This window comes from Salmonella sp. SAL03688 (assembly GCF_046551895.1).
GTDB lineage: Bacteria > Pseudomonadota > Gammaproteobacteria > Enterobacterales > Enterobacteriaceae > Salmonella > Salmonella enterica.
In genome coordinates this window covers 92,716-110,771 of the sequence record NZ_JBGDVI010000010.1, presented here as the reverse complement: position 1 = coordinate 110,771, position 18,056 = coordinate 92,716, and the positions used below count along the sequence as shown (strand labels likewise).

The following is an 18,056-nucleotide window of genomic DNA, read 5'->3' as shown; positions in this document are numbered from 1 at the left end:
CCTTTGCTTATAACTGGAAAAGGTGCTCAAGTACGCTTGCCGATTCGCCGATAGTCATTTCCTGAGCATATGGCCCTAATTCTGGGGCAAGAACGTCAATCGTGGTCGCAATATCTTGTGTTGTACTACGGCCGAGACCGTAAGCCAGACGGGCAACGGCTTGCGCTTGTTCATCAGGAAGTAAAGAGAGTAGCGCTGCTTTTAGCACTTCCCATGGCGCACAAGCCTGGTACTCTGGCCGGTGGTTGTCCACAAAGATTGTCTGCCATAGTTCTGGAGTAATACGAGAAGGCGTGATGTCAGTATTTTGCTCAAATGGCCGTTCATCCGACCATATATTCTCTGCCAGAAACAGGGGTAACTGGTAAGCAAGAGGAGCCTGTAATGGAAACGTGCTTTTCCCGGTGGTGAATGTGAGTACAAAAAGTATCGGGTGCCGAATGGGTAAATGTCGTAGAGCCTCCCGCCGATCCGTCCAACTGCATGCGGCAGGATGGGGAGTTCTGAATAAACACTCGTGGAGCTCAGGGAGCAGAGTTTCTGGCGGAGTGCGGTTAAAACCACGCAATTCAACGATGCTCGCCAGCCCAGCCTCTTGTTGTTGGGTCAAAAAATCACCCAACGTCATGGTAAGAGTGTCGCCAGATAAGCGGATCAGTGTGGGGGAGTTCATTAAATCACTGAAGCTAAAATGATCGCTATGTACCGACACTTCCCCCCAAACATTACCAGCTAAAAGATTCGCTAATGAGGCGATAGCCTGTTTTGTCTGTTTTCCCATCAATCCGACCGCAGGTGTAATACTCGCAGTGGCAATCAGACTGGATAATAAAGATTCACTTAGTCCCGTCGCCAGTGCCTCTTTTTCGATAGCCGATATCAGTTGATGCTTGCGAGTCAGAGCATTTGTCTCTGCTAATGGGAAATTAGAATTTGCTGATTCGGCTACAGGTTCTGAGGTTATTCGTTGTTGGGCAGGTTGCTCCTGTGCTGTTTCATTTTTGATTATTGCCCGCAGTAACGCTGCCTGGGCCAGCGTTTCCATTCCCGCTTGAGATGCGGCTTCGAAGGTCTTTTTTATCCGTTGTTCCAGTTCATTTTCTTGCTGACGTAGAGTTTTATTAATGCGATCAGTTTCTTTCTTCAATTTTTTCTTCTGATCGGCTATTTCATTTTCAAGCTGTATTTTCTTTTCAGATAATACCGTTATCGATTGTTTAATCTGGTGCTGTTCGTCTTCGTAACGAGCCAATATTTCCTGTTTCTCAATATTAATTTGCGTCTCAACCTCAGGTAAAGCCAGTAACTGTTGAGTCGTATCATTAAGAAAGGATCTCATATCTGCTATCTGTTCCAGATGAGATACTGCGCGAAGATAAGATGCCTCGTTATCAGACTCATGTTCAGCAATAAAATGAGTTAAATTTTGTAGCTGCCCTTTACTGAATTGAGGGAAATATTTTGCTGAATCAGTTCGTTTAAGCAGGCGTTTAATCCACGTGCTGGCTTCCGCGCAATCATATTTTTCACTTACCTTAGGGAGTTCAGTGATCACCGTGAGGGCATGAGAGTCAAGTAGTGTCTGAGGAACCTGACGATAACTCTCCAGCGGCATATCAAAATCATATTTTCTAGGATCCGGCAAGTCACCCGGTAATCTCAGGGATACGCCATCACTTAGCTGAAAAATGACCGGCGTATCGTTTTGCGGCTGGTAGTTGGTGAGTAACCACTCCCTGACAGCATCAGGCTCATCGGAGGCATGGGGTAACGCGACTACAGGATAAACGCGCGACAGGTAGTCAGTAATGACATACTGCGCAGATTTATCAGACGGCTGATATCGGGCTTTCCATATTGCCATTTCACCCCGAACAAATTTTTTGCTGAAATGGTTCTCAAAACCAATGGCTTCACCGCCATGAGGGTAAAGATCTTTTCCCAATGCCTCTGGGAGGTCTCGTAAGTTGCCATCAATTAACAGACTAACCGGCGTAACAAAAAAAGCGCCGGACGCGGTTAACGCTAACACTTTTCCAATGAACATAACTTCGTCCATCGCACCGTCGATTTCTTTGGACACAACGGGAGGAGCTTGTATTACACTGGTACCATCCATTGTTTGAATGGTCGTTACTGGCTTCAAATTGTTCGATAAGTTCACCCAATTTTCGCGCCAGCGGTAAAGAATGTTCTGATAGCTTTGTTCTCCATTGATTATCGGCTGTGCGCGTTCCTTGGAGTGCATCAACTAATCCCCCAACAAATAGTGGAATAGTACGCTCTGGCATAGGAATTTTTTTACCCTGACTAATCAAGGCACATTGTTCAATGTCTTCATCAGTGACATTAATTGTCAGGGAGTCAGAAACACCATGTTGGGATAAATCAATTTGTTCGCCATTCAGGAATTTCGTTATAATTTCAGGGCAGTCAGGAGAAATATAGAATCCCAGAATTGTGCGCCATAGCGGTTTACAGAGATCAATATCTTCCGCATTACTTTCTGCTTCTAACAGATCCCTAAGAACGGTTTGTGGGTCATTTTGTTCAGAAAACGTCAAATTTTCACGAAGCCAATCAGACACAATAGGTTTGGCTTTAGGTGGTAACGTACGGAGAAAATGTAGCCTTTTTTCTGGCCCTCTCGGTAAATTATCCGCTTTAGCGCCATTTCTGGTGAGCCTTTGTTTGCACTCTAGCAAGCATCTGCTCAATTCATGAGATTCTGTACCGAAGTAGTACATTTGGCCCAGCCGGTCGCTGATAATACTTTTCTTTTTAGCCATCTTAAACGTTCTCCTTACTACCTGATTCTGTAAAATTATTGTAAGGTTCTGCGCAGCTTGCGTATTGTCAGCGCTCTGTTCCGTCGTGCCAACGCTCGTTGGCAGGAGGGGAAGGTCATTACATTATTCCAGAGTGGTACTTTGCCGCCTGCAAATAGGTAGCTACCATTATCTGTTATCGACAAACATCCGTGAGCAACGTGGATCCACCACTGTAAAATGGAGGGTGGTAATGCAATGATTTTCGTTGACCAGCACCAGTCACTATCGCCTTTTTGCACACCGAACATGACTCCTGAACATATCATCTGAGCCATTAAGGCCCAGGAGAAGCTATCGGTTTGCCAGTACCCGGCGTTCTGCCGAATAAAATAACGATAACGCTGTTTTTCCTGACATCGTATCAATAGGTTATTAACCGTTTGAGTTAGCCGCTGTTCTTCTGACCATTGATATTTTTCAGCTTGCCAAAGCGACACATGAAGATCCGGAGGTAAAGTCGGGATAAACTGCATTTGAGACAACGGTAGCAATAATCCACTCAAAGCATTGACGGGTAAATCGTCGTGATTAACCAAACGTAGCCCAAACTGCTCAATGAAAGCATGAACACGATCTCTGGCTGACAGATGTAATTCAATACACCCTATTGAACAGCCGTTATCCTCAACTAACCGACGCCCTATTCGCTCATCGTCATTAAGTGTTTCTTGTAGAAGATTACGTTCACTTCTTGTAAACATTCCCATAATTCGGGCAATAATTCTCTGTTCAGTAACATCAACGGAAATGGTTCTTTCAGCCAATGAGACTAACGAATATGGCGCATGACGTCGTTGTACTACACAAAGCCAGCCAGCAGCAAAGAGCACGCGACGCAATTGCCATTCGGGTATCCTCGTTACCTGTGATACGGGTTCAATATGTTGTTTTAATTCACCAAAAGGCAATGTGCTACGGCGTTGAAAACGCAAGGCCAGCGCCTCAGCGATCCAGTCAAATGCTGCGGGTATATTATGTAATTCGGTATATTGACATGTTACAGGAAGGCCATTTTCATACTGCCATAACATTTGAGCACTACCCAATGGCGTTATTTCTTCGCGTTTCAGTGAGGGGATCTCTGCCGTATCCCCTAACGCCATTAATACTCCTGATGGTCCATCAGTAAGCCAATCATGTGGCTCTGTAATTTTACAATAAGTGGCGTAAGGCGCATGATCTAACACGTGTACATCAAAATTTACTGGGATATCTGAATGCGCTAACGTAAGTTCATAGCGACAAAATGCCTGACCAGATATTTTCATCAACTCCTCTGGTGGAATGAATAATCCTTCAGTCCCCTGAGATAGCGATCCATGAGTTAATTCTTCTCCGTCTTTATTGCTAATGACATAGCATCCTCCTAGTACTTCAGGCATATGAATAATCGGTGTACTAGCAGGATTAAGCAGTATAGCCTGTCCAAACCGCGCTGCGCCTGACATACGAGGTCGGGCAGGCTGCCATCCCTGTATTAGAAAACGACGGGCTTCTTCTGGTAACAAACGGGCTATCTTATCCAGCATTTGCCTGCCAACTTTATCGGAAGAAACTATCGACCATTTGGTAGATTTAATATCCCGACGTTGTATTCTTTCACCAGCATTATTCAAGGCTATGAAAATACCGTCTGCATATTTATGGTGAAGAATCAAATAGAGTGGAGAATTATCATAATAATCCCCTTCTGAACTAATATGACAAAAATCATCACGAAAAAGCGGCAAACACCCAGACCGCAGTGCAGCCCCCGCTCGTGATTTATAGAAATAACCCTTCCGTTTTTTTAATAAAAAATCCAGAGAATTTAATGTGGTACCTATGTCTCGTTCATAATATATATTATTATAGCTATCTATTTCATTAGACAAGGAGTAATAACGCTTAATTTCTGAGGCAGTAACAGCAGCGTCATCCATAAGAAGATAAATCTCTGGATTACCTGAATCATTAAACTCCATGTGAATACAATACTTACCATTCTCTTTGAGTTGTTCTCTCTCAGTATGTATAGTGATATCACGAACCGCGCCCCAAAAAGGAGAGTCATAAGCCTGCCGTATGGCAGCCTTTGAAAGTAATGTTCTGAATTCAATAAATTCCTGGTTAAAAACCTCACTAAAATAAGATATATATTGATGCACTAACTTATTAACTGACTCAAAAGTTGAATGGCTATCTAATTCATTATTGACGAGTATATCCCGTAAAAAAACCTCATCCTTATAGGAGGGAAAAGCAATTCTCTTAGAATACCCAATCAATCTTTCATGTTTTGATGGTTCTGGAAGGACTAAACGGGTGCAGTTTTGTTTTCTACTACTCCACCGTTCTAATCTTTTCCATAAATCGGGTAATTCAGTAAAAACAAACTCTTTCTTTTTATCAAAACCAAGCAGTACAGAAAATCGAACCCGAAAATTCCCTTCGTCATGCGTCTCATCATCAGCACTGGCAGCAAGTAATGTTAAATATAAAATGGCAAAATAAGTAGGGTATCCTTTTATTTGCGCTAAAATGTCTAACCGCGACTCATCCCTGAGAGCATCCTGGATTTTAGACGCTTTTTTTCCAAACGAAGCCAGAAAACTTCGCTTAGCATCCTCTTTGCTACGTGGACCTGCAAGCTGCTCAAAAACGCGCCCCGTGGCATCAATCCGGCTTAAAGTCGAACCCGTATGCGAAGACTCAAAAAAGACGATCTTTACTAGTTCAGCATTCCATTCTTCTAAAGTAACCGGGAAAGAATCATCCATACTCACCACCTAATTACCGTTCGCTGTCATCTTTTTCAAACCAGCACCAGAAAATAAATGCCGAAAAAGTACCTCAGCCAGTAGTGGAGGAACAGCATTACCAATTTGGGTAAATTTTGACTCGACATCTCCTACAGGCTCAAAACCCTGTGGAAAAGTTTGTATTCGTGCACATTCCCGCCATGATAACCGCCTTGCCTGTTCCAGTTTGGGGCGAGAAGTATCAACAATTAGATGCTCATATTCATCAGAAAAGTCCCAGCGCTGCTTCCAGCCATCTTCCAGGTTTGACCATGTTAACTTCATCACCGGGCTGGCAGGATGTAATGTCACATGGCGCCAGTTAGCTACGACGGTGTAAGCAGGGCTGTCCCATAGAGCTTTACGATTTCGGGACATGAAATACCATGAGAAATGCCCTTCAGGATCATGTGGTCGTTCGTAAAACTCACCTTCAGGCCATAGTGGTAAATCCCTAATAGCTTCACCATGTGAAACATAGGGTTTTAAATGAGGGTTCTTTTTTGTCGCTTTGCCATGTGTTTCAGCAGGAAATTCAAAGGATTGCCCCAGATCGTTTCTGACGCCAATAATAAACAAACGCTTGCGCGACTGAGGCACGCCGTAAGCCCTTGCATTTACCATATGATAGCTGACCTGGTACCCGGCAGCTTTATATGCCGTGAGCTGTTGTTCCAGAAAACTACCTGCCCCTAAATGTTTCAAGCCAGAAACATTTTCAGCAACAAAATACTTAGGATGAATAGTCTCTAATACCCGCAGAAAGTGTTTATAAAGATTTGTTCTGTCGTCATTGTTTGGTTTTCTGTTACCTGCCATTGAAAATGACTGGCAGGGATAGCCACCAACAACAATATCAACATCTGGAAAAGACTGAATTTGAGAGATATCACCATGCCTGATATCAGTATCGGGGAAATAGTTCCCTAATGTTTTGCAGGCATTCTCTACAACATCGTTGGCAAAGACGATGTCTCCACCAGCTGAGGTAATTCCAAAATCCATACCACCACAACCGGAGAATAGTGAAAGTACCCGAATATTATCGTTCTCTCTCTCGAAAACACTGCTCATATGCCCATACCAAGTATCTTCTTATAACAAACCGCACCTGGTTGTTAATTTCCCATAAAATCATAGAGAAAGATTATACCCTCTGTGTAAGGAATCTTACATCAGCATGCTTGGCTTTTGAGGGTTAAGTGGTGTTTTTGTTGTTATAGTATTACTAAATGACCGTTTTTCAGATAGCACTTCCCACTAAATCCCCCAACGTCACCATCAACATCATCGGCTCTATCGGCGATGGCTCAAACCCCACCCTCTGGTAAAATTCCCGCGCTTCATCCGACAGGGCATGAACCAGCATCCCGCGAATGCCGATAGTCTCAGCCACCTGAATAACCCGTAGCCCTGCGTCGCGTACCAGCGCCCGACCAACACCCTGCCCATGTAGAGACTGATCCACCGCTAGGCGTCCCAGCACCACCACCGGGATCGGATCGGGCATATTGCGGCGAAAGCGGCCCGGCGCGGTATTCGTCATCACTGCGCTGGAGGCCAGCGAGTAGTAAGCCATTACCCTAGAATCGCTGTCACAGCAAACAAAGGTACGGGACGCACCAGTAATCTGATTTTTCATCGCCCGCTGTTTCAGCCAGTTATCCATAGAATCCACACCACAGAAAAACGAAGTCAGGATATGCCCAGCGTGAAGCGGTTCAGGGGCAGAAATCATTTTTTCTGTTCCCACGGCGCGGGAGTTTGCATGGTTTTACGCAGCGCGGCGTTTGGCGCAGGGGCCTGATCCAGCCGGACGAGAAACGCCTGATAAGCATCGGGATCGGCCATAATGATGCGCTGTTCAATCAACGCTTCCTCTGCGGCAGCACGGGCAGCTTCCAGCACAAAATCAGTACGGTTTTTCCCTCTGGCTTTCGCTGCACGATCGATAAGATCGCGCTCGGCGGGCCTGATGCGCAGATTCAACGTTTCGCGTTTAATAGTCATACTATTTGCGGCTGGCATGGTGTTATCCTCATTTGTGCCTCTGGAGGGTAATTATACAACATGCGTAACGCTGATGTCATTACAATACAAAATACATTGAGGGAATCGTACCGAGGAATCGAACAAAACATTGAAGGGAGGGTAGTTGATCTACAAGCAAAAAAAAACGGGTCAACACTCGGGTCTTGACTTTTATCTAGCCAGAGTTTTACTATATAAATCAGTTCAATAAACAACTGAATGTTCCCGAGTCCGGGCACCACTTATTCAGAAAACCCAGCCTATGGCTGGGTTTTTGCTTTTCTGGGAATGGAAATCCGTAGCCCCCATCTCTGGCCTGACTAGCTATAACGAGAAGGCCAGATTTTCTCTGGCGCAACGCCCAGCGCTTCGGCGATCAGCTTTTCCCCTTTGGGCCAGGGTCAAAAGCTTACTTAGCTACAGGGAGATTATTACCAGTAATAACGCCTATCACTTCATCTGACGGTTCGCTAACCCCGACAAGTGAGTCCAATATCTCCACCATGAACTTTTTCATCACTGAAAACAATAATCCCTTCGCCAGTTTTGGCATTTTTTCTTTGTCGGCTTCTTTATTCTTAAATACTGTTTCCGACTCTTGTTCATAATCATAAATTAATACTCAGCACATCATGACTGATGGTAGTTACCGGGGTAACAGAGCACATAGTTTAAAATACTTATTCATAGTTTGTTATTACGTAAACATTTTAACCTAATGCGTGTCAGTCAGGCACGCAGATAAAAAATAACCGGGGAGAAAAATTAAACAAAATGCTGTTAGCCGGAAGTACCGGTATTGTTCTGTTGTCCGCTGCAGTCAGTCCGGTATGGACAGACAATAATACCAGTGCAGCGTCCTGCTTTTTTACCTGTATGTTGAATAACCATTGCAATAAATCATTATAGGATTACATCTGTTTATTATTGTCTGATCCGGAGCGAGTCTTTATGAAAAGTCGTTATTTACTATTTTTTCTACCACTGATCGTAGCTAAATATACATCAGCAGCAACAGTGCAACCCTTTCATTCTCCTGAAGAATCAGTGAACAGTCAGTTCTACTTACCACCACCGCCAGGTAATGATGATCCGGCTTTCCTCTATGATAAGGAGGCTTATTTTAAGGGCTATGCGATAAAGGGTTCCCCACGATGGAAACAAGCTGCTGAGGATGCAGATGTAAGCGTGGAAAATATAGCCAGAATATTCTCGCCAGTAGTGGGTGCTAAAATTAACCCCAAAGATACGCCAGAAACCTGGAATATGTTAAAGAATCTTCTGACAATGGGCGGCTACTACGCGACTGCTTCGGCAAAAAAATATTATATGCGTACTCGTCCCTTTGTCTTATTTAATCATTCTACCTGCCGTCCTGAAGATGAGAATACTTTGCGAAAAGATGGCTCTTACCCTTCCGGGCATACTGCTTATGGTACACTTCTGGCATTAGTATTATCCGAGGCCAGACCGGAACGCGCGCAGGAGCTCGCCAGACGAGGATGGGAGTTCGGGCAAAGCAGAGTGATATGTGGTGCTCACTGGCAAAGTGATGTTGATGCTGGCCGTTATGTGGGAGCAGTAGAGTTTGCAAGACTGCAAACAATCCCGGCTTTTCAGAAGTCACTGGCAAAAGTCCGTGAGGAGCTGAACGACAAAAATAATTTATTGAGTAAAGAAGATCACCCCGAACTTAATTACTGAAGGTGAAAGTCTTCCCGCAAACTGGCCACAGCAAATGAAAGGAAGTGCAACTGCGTAGGAGCGGCCGGGCGTGGAGAATGCCTTTGGTTTCCCCGATTCGCATGAATTCAACGCCCCCTTCCCCCGTTTGCAGTCCGTCCAGACCGTCATGACGTCGTTGTCCGGCTGAAGCGGTAAAACCGGTCTGGCTCACTGACTATCCACAGCGAATTCCGGCCATCAGAAGCTAAGGGATGCGTTCTGGAGTTTAAACACTCTCCACCAAATCCCCCAACGTCACCATCAACATCATCGGATCCATCGGCGACGGTACAAACCCCACCCGCTGATAAAATTCCCGCGCTTCATCCGACAGGGCGTGAACCAGCATCCCACGAATGCCGATAGTCTCCGCCACCTGAATAACCCGCAGCCCTGCGTCGCGTACCAGCGCCCGAGCGACGCCCTGCCCATGAAGCGATTTATCCACCGCCAGACGCCCCAATACCACAACCGGAATCGGGTCAGGCATATTGCGACGAAAGCGACCGGGGGAGGTATTCGTCGTGACCGCGCTGGACGCCAGCGAGTAATAGGCCAGTACGTTCGAATCGCTGCCACAACACACAAAGGTACGGGACGCGCCAGTGGTCTGATTTTTCATCGCCCGCTGTTTCAGCCAGTTATCTATAGAATCCACACCGCAGCAAAACGGAGTAAGAATATGTCCGGCATGAAGCGGCTCAGGGGTGGAGATCATTTTTCCTGCTCCCACGGCGCAGGGGTCTGCATGGTTTTACGCAGTGCGGCATTAGGTGAAGGTGTTTGATCCAAACGAACGAGAAACTCCTGATAAGCCTCTGGATCGGCCATAATGATGCGTTGTTCGATAAGCGCTTCCTCTGCGGCAGCGCGGGCAGCTTCCAGCACAAAGTCTGTGCGGTTTTTCCCTCTGGCTTTCGCCGCTCGATCGATAAGATCGCGCTCGGCGGGTTTGATACGCAGGTTCAGGGTTTCGCGTTTCATCGCCATACTGTTTGCGGCTGGCATAGTGTTGTCCTCTTGTACTTCTGTGGATATTAAGCATACAACACGCGTAACGCAGATGTCATTACGATAAATTTAGAAGGAATAGAACCGGAGTATCAAACCGAAAGGTTTTCTACTCATTTAGAGATTCAGGACCAGGCTGTGCGCTGGCATTCGCTGTGAGTGATTCCTCCTCGGGGCCGACGCAACAAAAGATTCAATACTGCCGTGCCAAAACACGCAACATTATATAATCAGAAAGCATAAACCTAACGGATACGCACAGTAAGAACCTCAATAACGTGTTACACCGTTTTTCATAAAGCCAACCATACGATTGAATGCTTCCCCTCCCCTCAAACTTCCGGATATCGCTACATCGTCTACCCGCCGCAGTATATATTTACCGCGTTGTATGCCTTTCCTGGCCGAGAGCGTTAATATTTACATCCAGGATAAACCTTATCACAAATTAACATCAGATCTTATACCTCATGCTAACTACCTCCATGAAATTAAAGAGCTATTCTCTAAAAGATTAAAGGCAATTATTACTTAATTCAAATTTTAAAGAGATAAATTGATAATAACATGAGCCAATTCTTGTAAATTTCCATCTTTTTTTTATACGCGACATAGTTTTTTAACGATACTATAATATGTAGAAATGTAAAATAGCATTTTCCATAGAAAATGAAAAGATCGCCACCTGATACCTTAAGTTCGCAAATAATTATATAGCTATATATTAGTTTTCTTTTGAAATATTTTTCAGAATAATTTTTGATATACACGCACATTTAATAAAAGGAAATTATCATGCTAAAAGTATTTAATCCCTCACCTGTCCAGGTGGGGAGCATTGAATGTTTACAATCAGCGCAAAACTGGCAGAGGAAATCCTTATCACTTCAGGGATTAAATTTACTGCAGTCCGTACTCATCAAGCTCACCACGGGTAAAATTTCAATTACGACATCGTCCGGGGAGTATATTACGGCATCAGGGCCAATGTTAATATTTTTAGCTAAAGATCAAACTATTCATATCACTATGGAAGAGACTCATGAACAGTTAAATTATAACTTAATTGAATTAGATTCAGCGTCAATAAAAAATGCTTATAATTTTTTTCTGTATGAACATGCAGACTTTTCGGCCCCATTAACAAAACCGACGACAAAACATCTGTTAGCGCCAATAGAAACAGGCGTAGCAAGAGTATTCAACCTCTTACACTCTTCAAATAAAAGCCAAAAACTGTCCCAAGATAAAAAGGAATATTTAATAAGATTTCTACTTTCAGAATTCATCTATGAACCCGAAGCATTTGCTCTCTTCAGAGAACTATCGCAAAATACATTAGCCGAAAACATTTATAATATTATTATAAGCGACATAAGTCGAAAATGGGCGCTCAAGGATATTTCTGACTCACTCTATATGAGTTGCTCCACATTAAAAAGGAAATTGAAACAAGAGAACACCTCATTCAGCGAAGTTTACCTTAATGCGCGAATGAATAAAGCGACAAAACTTCTACGCAATAGTGAATATAATATTACTCGAGTGGCTTATATGTGTGGTTATGATAGTGCTTCTTATTTTACATGCGTTTTTAAAAAACATTTCAAAACTACACCATCGGAATTTTTAGCGTTTTTATCTTCCTCTCGTCATCAATATGTTAATTGAGATATCTGACAATGCAGTATAAGAACAAAGCAAAACACATTAATATAAGAGATGGGATTTTGTTGCTCGCTAAAAAATTCGATCTAACGTTGAGCGAGAAAAAAGTTATTTATTACGTGGCAGCAGGATTATCTGTTAAAAGTTGCTCAAATTTATTAGATCGAAATATAAAAACGATTTCAACACAAAAGAGATCAGCCTATAAAAAAATGGATATTACTACTGATGTTGAATTAATCCATTTGATGCTGAATGAGTTTTACATATCAGTCGATATTACGTAATTTTTTTCTAAAATGTTGCCAGAGTGGTAGGCAAGGCAATTCTGGATATCATCTTCAGAGATCGGTGTGATATCTACGTTGTTTAATTTAACTGTTCCCGTATAGCAATGACTGGAATTTGATAGTGCTTTGATTAAAGAAGATTTACCTGAACCTGATGTACCGATAATACCCATAAATTCTCCGGGAACAGCAGTGAATGAAAGCTGTTCAATCAGTGTTCGTTCCGCAAACGCTATGGGTAATTCTTCTCTTTCTATCGGCTGGCTGACGTTCGACTCAACACCGCCAGTACGTTCCATGGAGGATAATAGTGATATCGGCGCCGGAGGCGATAATATCACTAACATCAATACATCAATCTTTATCGGCTCCTCAGAAGCTCACGCAACAATTAAGCCGACTATTGATACACAATCGCCCGCCGAACCAACGTTAGGATCGACTGTTAGCAGTCTGGATAATACCGTCACCCTTCAGGGAGTCGTGGAGGTGCATCAGGATATTCAGGTGAAGGTCACGGTCAACAATACGGACTACACAGCCAGTGGAACATTTACAGGTACATCGCCCGGAAAACCCGGTTAACAAGAGTTCCGGCGTAGATGAAATGATTTCGCTTAGCGAGGCGACATGGCATTCGGTAAGTGTTGATGAAGAAAATCATGCCTGATAACTAAACATCACCCTGCGAGGCCTCTTCGGAGGCCTCCTGAAAAAAACAGAATAATATTTATTGTCTGTTAATTATTACAGAGAGAGTTAATTTATAAAAAAAAGCGGCAGACTACGCTGCCGCAAATATGAGGAGGACAATTACCGTTACGCTACACCACAAAGTAATCCGTTACTGAGGTAAGTAAAACATAAATATCCCCAACAATGAATCAACGAATCAAGCAATCGTCAAATCATGGTATTAATAACCTTGTTCTGTTTTAGCATACTGTGACAGTAAAAATAGATTTTAGTCATTCTGTATATCACACGAAAATTTATAAAACAGATTTGGTTCACTCACAATATACAAATTATTTTCATTATCCATGGCAATCCCTTCTGGTTGGGGGATATCGTCTCTGAGCCCTGACCACTCCGCCGTCAGGAACAATCGATCGCGCACCCGCCACTCGGAACTGACCTCCAGAATCATTTTTGACTCGTCCGACAACACCAGCAGCGAATCCGTTGGGGCATGGTATTCAAGTCCGGAAACATCGCTCACACTCGCAGTGATGGCAGAAGGCAACGCTCTGGTGATACCATTTTTGCTCATCTCTACTTCTTTGATCATAATGGGTTTTCTTTCTTTTGCGGCATATAATCTCTCATTTTTCGCATCCCATGCCGTACCTTCCAGCCCTTTATTTTTTGCTTTGTCATAGCCCTCAAGCTTCACCATGGAGATTATCTGCATGGTGCCGCGCTGAATATCCACCTGTGTTTTATAGACCGCGCCATCTTTCTCACTGCCTATCTGGAACTGGTTGCCCCCACTCCATGCAATAGACTCCGGGTCGTGGATGCCCTGCAGCGGCATCCGCCCTACCAGCTGCCCTTCTGTCGTTAACCAGACCAGTTCAGGGGGATTATTAATAACGGCGAAAAGCATCCTGTCTTCGGCGGAGTAGGTCAAACCTGAAAGGTTACTCTTAACTCCTGCGACTGGTTTTTGCTGAATAACCGCTTTATAGCTACTCAGTGCTAGCGCCGAGGGTTTATCACCATATTTGAGGATCAGTTGATAAACATAGCGTATATCGTCCCTGACCATAAATAAAATCACGCCCAAGAGTACAACCACAATAACGCGTTTTAGTAATCTCATAAAAAATCCATAGCAGATCGCGTCACGACTGATGTCGTAACGCATTTCTTAAAAAGAAAGCCGATGTCCGATAGAATCGTTATTCGGTTATGGCGAGCGCCATTAGCATAGGCAAAATGAAATAGTGAGGGTTATCACAAAAAGCCCGATTTTAATCACTAACGTACACTTTTTGTAAATTGACATAATCAAGAGGAGGGTAGTTTCGGCTAATTATTTAAATAGTACGTCTGCAAATTCGCCCCTGTATGCAGGGCAAATGACAAAAAGTGATAATTAATGAGATGTAACACCGCAATCTGATCTGCTATTGCTGCTCCCACTTCTATTCAACCGGGCAGCAAAAAATGAAACTCAACCTTATTACCGTCAGCCTGGCTACGCTCGTTGCCGCTGGCGCATTCCCGGCCCATGCCGGTCCTCAGGCGCATGTCGTGTGCGGCTATCACCACACGCTGGGCGATGACGCGATTATGATGTTTGGTAAAGCGAATCAGGCGATGTGGCATGACTTTTTTGGCAACACCCACACCGACGCGGTCTCTACCTACCAGACGTTGCGCGCGCAACCCGATACCACCTGTGATAATAAAGCCGACAGCTCCGCTTACTGGGCGCCGTCCATGAAATTACCTGATGGTGAAATCGTAAATCCGGCCTACCAAAAGACCTATTATCAATCCACAAATGTAGCGCAATATCCGCTCCATCCATTCCCGACCGGGCTGGAGTTACTGGCAGGCGATCATCACGGTACTGGCCCCAGTTCCGCAATCACCTTTTTATGTGCCAACGGCAAAGGTTACACCAACAAGGTAGGCGAAATATGCGGCCTGCGTAAAGCGGGCGATGCCGTCCAGTTTAATATCGGGATCGCTTTCCCCAACTGTTGGGATGGCGTCAACCTGAAACCGACCCATAGCCACAATAACGCTATCTATGCCGACCACGGGAAATGTTCCGCAGACTATCCGGTAAAAATCCCAACGGTGAATATGAACATCGCCTGGGTACTCCCGCAGATCTCCTCGCTGGATACGTCTAAAGTGGAATTGTCGATGGACCCGGTAATGCATGGCGAAACCCGGGAAGAGCGCTGGGGAAGTCTTTATACTGCCCATGCCGATTTTATGAATGGCTGGACGGAAGATGGCGCGCAGTTTATGACGGATCTGTGTATGAATCAGGGACTGGATTGCGGCACTACGGTTCCTTACGCCTACAGTAAAGCGGAAGAAAATACCTGGGTAAGCAGCGAAGACGACAAGCCTCATGCCAGCGTCGATACCTTGTACGTACAGGATGACTGGACAAATGGCGGACGCACGCAGCCCCCGGAAACGCTCACGCTGGTGAAATTTAAGATCCCGCCCCTGCCTGCCAATATGGACGCTTCGCTATTCAAATACCGTATTCGCCTTTTTGGCGGCAAAACGGAAACGAACGGCGCCGATCAAATTTTCTTTTACCCGACCAGCAGTGACTGGCACGTCAGTACCGTGTCCTGGAACAATAAACCGGCGATCAACTACCGTTCCGATGCCGTGTTATATCTGGACCATTCACATGAGTATCGCATGGTTGATGTCGATAAAGCGGTGCGCAAAGCGCTGGCGGAAGGGAAAACGGAAATATCCTGGTATATCGGCGGCGACCGTCAGGGAAATCACTACGATTTCATGCCAGCGGACTCAAAACAGAGCCTGGTGCTGATGCTGACCGGTTTCAAAAAGACGCCGGAGCTGTAATAGTAAACTGTGCCCGCTGACACAACAGCGGGCACGATGGCGGCACAAGCATTATGGCACGCCATCAAAACCTGACCAATACCTCAGAAAAACAACCGTTTATTCTCAGGCTGTAGTCCCTGTTGCTGCTGAACATCCTGCAGATAACAGGTCGCTACGACGGCAAGCCGGGCATAGAAGGCGCTGACGGTATTGCGTTGCAGCAATTCCAGATAGCGGAATCCCCAGGGCAGCAGATGCGCCTCCAGTAACCGGTTGGCCGCCACGTTGTCGCCTCGTGCCAGCAGATCGCTACAGGCTAATAGCATCAGGCCAAACTGATCTTCCGGCTCGCGTTCACGGTCAGTGAATACCATTCCCTGCGACTGTAAAAAAGCTCGATAATCGGCGGTGGTTTCCCCCATCAGCAAATTATCTTTTTCCAGATAGACCGATCCCCAGGGCGGGACGGGCATCTTTCCCTGGCCTTCAAACAACACGGAAAATTGCCATGTAAGCGCATCATCATCCGGTAGCGACCATGACGCACACAGTGATTCAATAGGTCCGCGATCGCGCCAGGGGTAAAGCTCAGGCAACGTTGGCAAACAATCGAACAACGCTTTCACCTCCGGCCTCTCAGGGGAGTAGTAAAACAGTGCGCCGAGGATACGCGGCAAAACAGCACGGGAAGGCATAGCAATAGCTCCTGAAATATTTCGCCTGATGACGCTACGCTGATCAGGCTTACATGGCACAAGCCGGGCAAAAACTACATTGGCAGCGTCCACAGATTGTAAAACGCAATCCTACCCGCCAACTCCGCCGCGATAACCACCACAGCCGTCATGGCCAGCACCGCAGCGCTCGATTTCAGGCGCGCGCAGACCACCACCCCGACCACGCCCGCCGCCAGCAATATCGCCTGGGCGGTAAACCAGCTATGCTGCGCGGCGGTCAGAGCGCTATCGGCGCTCATCAGCGTCGCCATATAGCCCGGGCGCAGACAAAAGCTCACCAAAATCGCCAACACGCTGACCAGTAGCCCCAGACGGCGCACGCCAAACAATGCCGCCAACGCGCCGCCGCCAATCAACGGCGTCAATATCATCATTGCCGTGGTGTAAGATGAACGCCAGGTCGCCACCGTCGGCAGTTGGTAAATCTGCGGAACGGCGTATAAGAAGACTACTCCGACTATCGCCGCCAACCAGACCAACGCGTTACACAGCGGCGTCGCCCGGTTCAGCAACAAACCGAGCGCCCCCAGCCCGCCGAGCGCCGCAAAAGCCGCCGACAGGACAATCTCGTTACTCATCGGCGAATGTCCGACGCGCAGCAGCATATTCAGCGCACGCAGCGGTTGCCCGACGTGGAAGGTGCCGACAATGACGCCCAGCCCAAACAGGCACATCACCGAGAACAGACCGATAGCCTTGCGCCGCGGCGCGACCAGCCCCATTGCGCCGCCAATCAGCAGCAGAATAAACGCGCCGACCGCGCTCTGGGTAAAGACCGTAAAAAAGACCAGCGGTAACTCATGCATGGCGCACCTCCCGAATGTTCATGATTGCGCCTTCCGTATCGCCCGTGGGTCTCGCTTTCGGATGCGGTTTAATAATGAGGTTAGGATGGGTGAACGACGCCGAAGGCAGCGGCGCGATTTGATTCTCCGTGCCATATTTTGCCCGTAATTCATCGACAGGGCCGAAATCCAGCGCTCGCTGCGGGCAAGAATCCACACAGATAGGGCGCAGATTGTTCTCCAGTCGGTCAAGACAACCGTCGCACTTACGCATCACGTTCGCCTGCGTATCAAACTGCGGCGCGCCGTAGGGGCAGCGCATTTCACAATAACGACAGCCGACGCATACGCTGTCATCCACCACGACCAGACCATCTTCTTTGCGTTTATGCATCGCCCCGGTCGGACAGCCGGAGACACATACCGGCTCATCGCAATGGTTACAAGCAATAGAGAGGTAGTAGGTAAAGGTGTCGTGATGCCAGCTTTCCCCCTCTTTCACCCAGCTTCCGCCGCCATATTCATAGACGCGGCGCAGTTTCGGACCGACATCCAGATCTTTATTATCCTTGCAGCTTACCTGGCAGGTTTTACAGCCTGAACAGCGCGAGGAGTCAACATAAAAGCCATACTGTTTCATCGT

The 18,056-nt window shown here is 46.0% G+C and carries 18 protein-coding genes and 3 pseudogenes; 7 read left to right on the top strand and 14 right to left on the bottom strand.

Annotation, left to right across the window (positions count from 1 at the left end):
• Positions 1-7 precede the first annotated feature (7 nt).
• The 7 genes and pseudogenes from ACLJR2_RS12405 to ACLJR2_RS12375 form a co-directional block, all read right to left on the bottom strand.
• The gene (locus ACLJR2_RS12405) at positions 8-2,047 is read right to left on the bottom strand and encodes a kinetochore protein (RefSeq protein ID WP_227491006.1); all 2,040 of its coding nucleotides are present in this window, start codon (positions 2,045-2,047) and stop codon (positions 8-10) included.
• Entirely contained in the window at positions 1,986-2,789 is an 804-nt protein-coding gene (locus ACLJR2_RS12400) for a hypothetical protein (protein WP_001534548.1), read from the bottom strand. The genes ACLJR2_RS12405 and ACLJR2_RS12400 overlap by 62 nt, the downstream gene beginning before the upstream one ends.
• A gap of 35 nt (positions 2,790-2,824) precedes the next feature.
• Complete coding sequence (locus tag ACLJR2_RS12395; protein ID WP_001534530.1) at positions 2,825-5,590, bottom strand: hypothetical protein; 2,766 nt, start codon at positions 5,588-5,590, stop codon at positions 2,825-2,827.
• A 9-nt stretch (positions 5,591-5,599) separates the two neighbouring features.
• Positions 5,600-6,685: a DNA cytosine methyltransferase gene (locus ACLJR2_RS12390; protein WP_000099893.1), complete on the bottom strand. Its 1,086-nt coding sequence runs from the start codon at positions 6,683-6,685 to the stop codon at positions 5,600-5,602.
• Between the two features lie 169 nt (positions 6,686-6,854).
• A complete protein-coding gene (locus ACLJR2_RS12385) occupies positions 6,855-7,349 on the bottom strand; it encodes a GNAT family N-acetyltransferase (RefSeq protein WP_000622310.1) in 495 nt (164 codons plus the stop codon).
• A complete protein-coding gene (locus ACLJR2_RS12380; RefSeq protein WP_001110462.1) occupies positions 7,346-7,639 on the bottom strand; it encodes a DUF1778 domain-containing protein in 294 nt (97 codons plus the stop codon). The genes ACLJR2_RS12385 and ACLJR2_RS12380 overlap by 4 nt, the downstream gene beginning before the upstream one ends.
• 323 nt (positions 7,640-7,962) lie before the next feature.
• A pseudogene (locus tag ACLJR2_RS12375) lies at positions 7,963-8,040 on the bottom strand (helix-turn-helix domain-containing protein); the annotation flags it as partial.
• A 553-nt stretch (positions 8,041-8,593) separates the two neighbouring features.
• Between ACLJR2_RS12375 and ACLJR2_RS12370 the strand changes: the two are divergent.
• Positions 8,594-9,346 (top strand): non-specific acid phosphatase, encoded by a 753-nt coding sequence (locus ACLJR2_RS12370; RefSeq protein ID WP_000842409.1) that lies wholly within the window; start codon positions 8,594-8,596, stop codon positions 9,344-9,346.
• Between the two features lie 247 nt (positions 9,347-9,593).
• On the opposite strand, the gene ACLJR2_RS12365 is transcribed toward ACLJR2_RS12370, so the two are convergent.
• Both ACLJR2_RS12365 and ACLJR2_RS12360 read right to left on the bottom strand, forming a co-directional pair.
• Entirely contained in the window at positions 9,594-10,085 is a 492-nt protein-coding gene (locus ACLJR2_RS12365) for a GNAT family N-acetyltransferase (protein WP_000626100.1), read from the bottom strand.
• A complete protein-coding gene (locus tag ACLJR2_RS12360; RefSeq protein ID WP_001110452.1) occupies positions 10,082-10,375 on the bottom strand; it encodes a DUF1778 domain-containing protein in 294 nt (97 codons plus the stop codon). The genes ACLJR2_RS12365 and ACLJR2_RS12360 overlap by 4 nt, the downstream gene beginning before the upstream one ends.
• Positions 10,376-10,691: 316 nt before the next feature.
• Between ACLJR2_RS12360 and ACLJR2_RS12355 the strand changes: the two genes are divergently transcribed.
• From ACLJR2_RS12355 to rtsB, 3 genes are all read left to right on the top strand, one after another.
• Positions 10,692-10,913 carry a hypothetical protein gene (locus ACLJR2_RS12355; RefSeq protein ID WP_043991167.1) on the top strand — a complete coding sequence of 74 codons (222 nt, stop codon included), beginning with the start codon at positions 10,692-10,694 and terminating at the stop codon, positions 10,911-10,913.
• 260 nt (positions 10,914-11,173) lie between these two features.
• Positions 11,174-12,049, top strand: a complete 876-nt coding sequence (locus ACLJR2_RS12350; protein ID WP_000921676.1) for an AraC family transcriptional regulator — start codon at positions 11,174-11,176, stop codon at positions 12,047-12,049.
• Positions 12,046-12,333 carry a transcriptional regulator RtsB gene (gene rtsB / locus ACLJR2_RS12345; RefSeq protein ID WP_001269916.1) on the top strand — a complete coding sequence of 96 codons (288 nt, stop codon included), beginning with the start codon at positions 12,046-12,048 and terminating at the stop codon, positions 12,331-12,333. The genes ACLJR2_RS12350 and rtsB overlap by 4 nt, the downstream gene beginning before the upstream one ends.
• Here the strand turns inward: rtsB and ACLJR2_RS12340 are convergent.
• On the bottom strand, positions 12,309-12,509 hold the full coding sequence (locus tag ACLJR2_RS12340) for an ATP-binding cassette domain-containing protein (protein WP_001534538.1): 201 nt from the start codon (positions 12,507-12,509) through the stop codon (positions 12,309-12,311). The genes rtsB and ACLJR2_RS12340 overlap by 25 nt on opposite strands.
• 19 nt (positions 12,510-12,528) lie before the next feature.
• On the opposite strand from ACLJR2_RS12340, the pseudogene ACLJR2_RS12335 reads away from it, so the two are divergent.
• Together ACLJR2_RS12335 and ACLJR2_RS12330 are read left to right on the top strand one after the other, a co-directional pair.
• Positions 12,529-12,731, top strand: a pseudogene (locus tag ACLJR2_RS12335) (hypothetical protein).
• 7 nt (positions 12,732-12,738) lie between these two features.
• A pseudogene (locus ACLJR2_RS12330) lies at positions 12,739-13,006 on the top strand (hypothetical protein).
• 294 nt (positions 13,007-13,300) lie between these two features.
• Here the strand turns inward: ACLJR2_RS12330 and ACLJR2_RS12325 are convergent.
• Positions 13,301-14,206 carry an SdiA-regulated domain-containing protein gene (locus ACLJR2_RS12325; protein WP_001268200.1) on the bottom strand — a complete coding sequence of 302 codons (906 nt, stop codon included), beginning with the start codon at positions 14,204-14,206 and terminating at the stop codon, positions 13,301-13,303.
• Positions 14,207-14,508: 302 nt separating this feature from the next.
• Here ACLJR2_RS12325 and ACLJR2_RS12320 point away from each other — a divergent pair, with 302 nt between their 5' ends.
• The gene (locus ACLJR2_RS12320) at positions 14,509-15,909 is read left to right on the top strand and encodes a DUF1996 domain-containing protein (protein WP_000773793.1); all 1,401 of its coding nucleotides are present in this window, start codon (positions 14,509-14,511) and stop codon (positions 15,907-15,909) included.
• A gap of 83 nt (positions 15,910-15,992) precedes the next feature.
• Here ACLJR2_RS12320 and ACLJR2_RS12315 read toward each other — a convergent pair whose 3' ends face one another.
• The 3 genes from ACLJR2_RS12315 to ACLJR2_RS12305 form a co-directional block, all read right to left on the bottom strand.
• Positions 15,993-16,586, bottom strand: coding sequence for a molecular chaperone (locus ACLJR2_RS12315; protein ID WP_001524257.1), 594 nt, complete (start codon positions 16,584-16,586; stop codon positions 15,993-15,995).
• Between the two features lie 74 nt (positions 16,587-16,660).
• Positions 16,661-17,434 carry a dimethyl sulfoxide reductase anchor subunit family protein gene (locus ACLJR2_RS12310; RefSeq protein WP_000544929.1) on the bottom strand — a complete coding sequence of 258 codons (774 nt, stop codon included), beginning with the start codon at positions 17,432-17,434 and terminating at the stop codon, positions 16,661-16,663.
• Positions 17,427-18,053, bottom strand: a complete 627-nt coding sequence (locus ACLJR2_RS12305; RefSeq protein WP_000816143.1) for a DMSO/selenate family reductase complex B subunit — start codon at positions 18,051-18,053, stop codon at positions 17,427-17,429. Before ACLJR2_RS12305 ends, ACLJR2_RS12310 begins: the two co-directional genes overlap by 8 nt.
• Positions 18,054-18,056 lie beyond the last annotated feature (3 nt).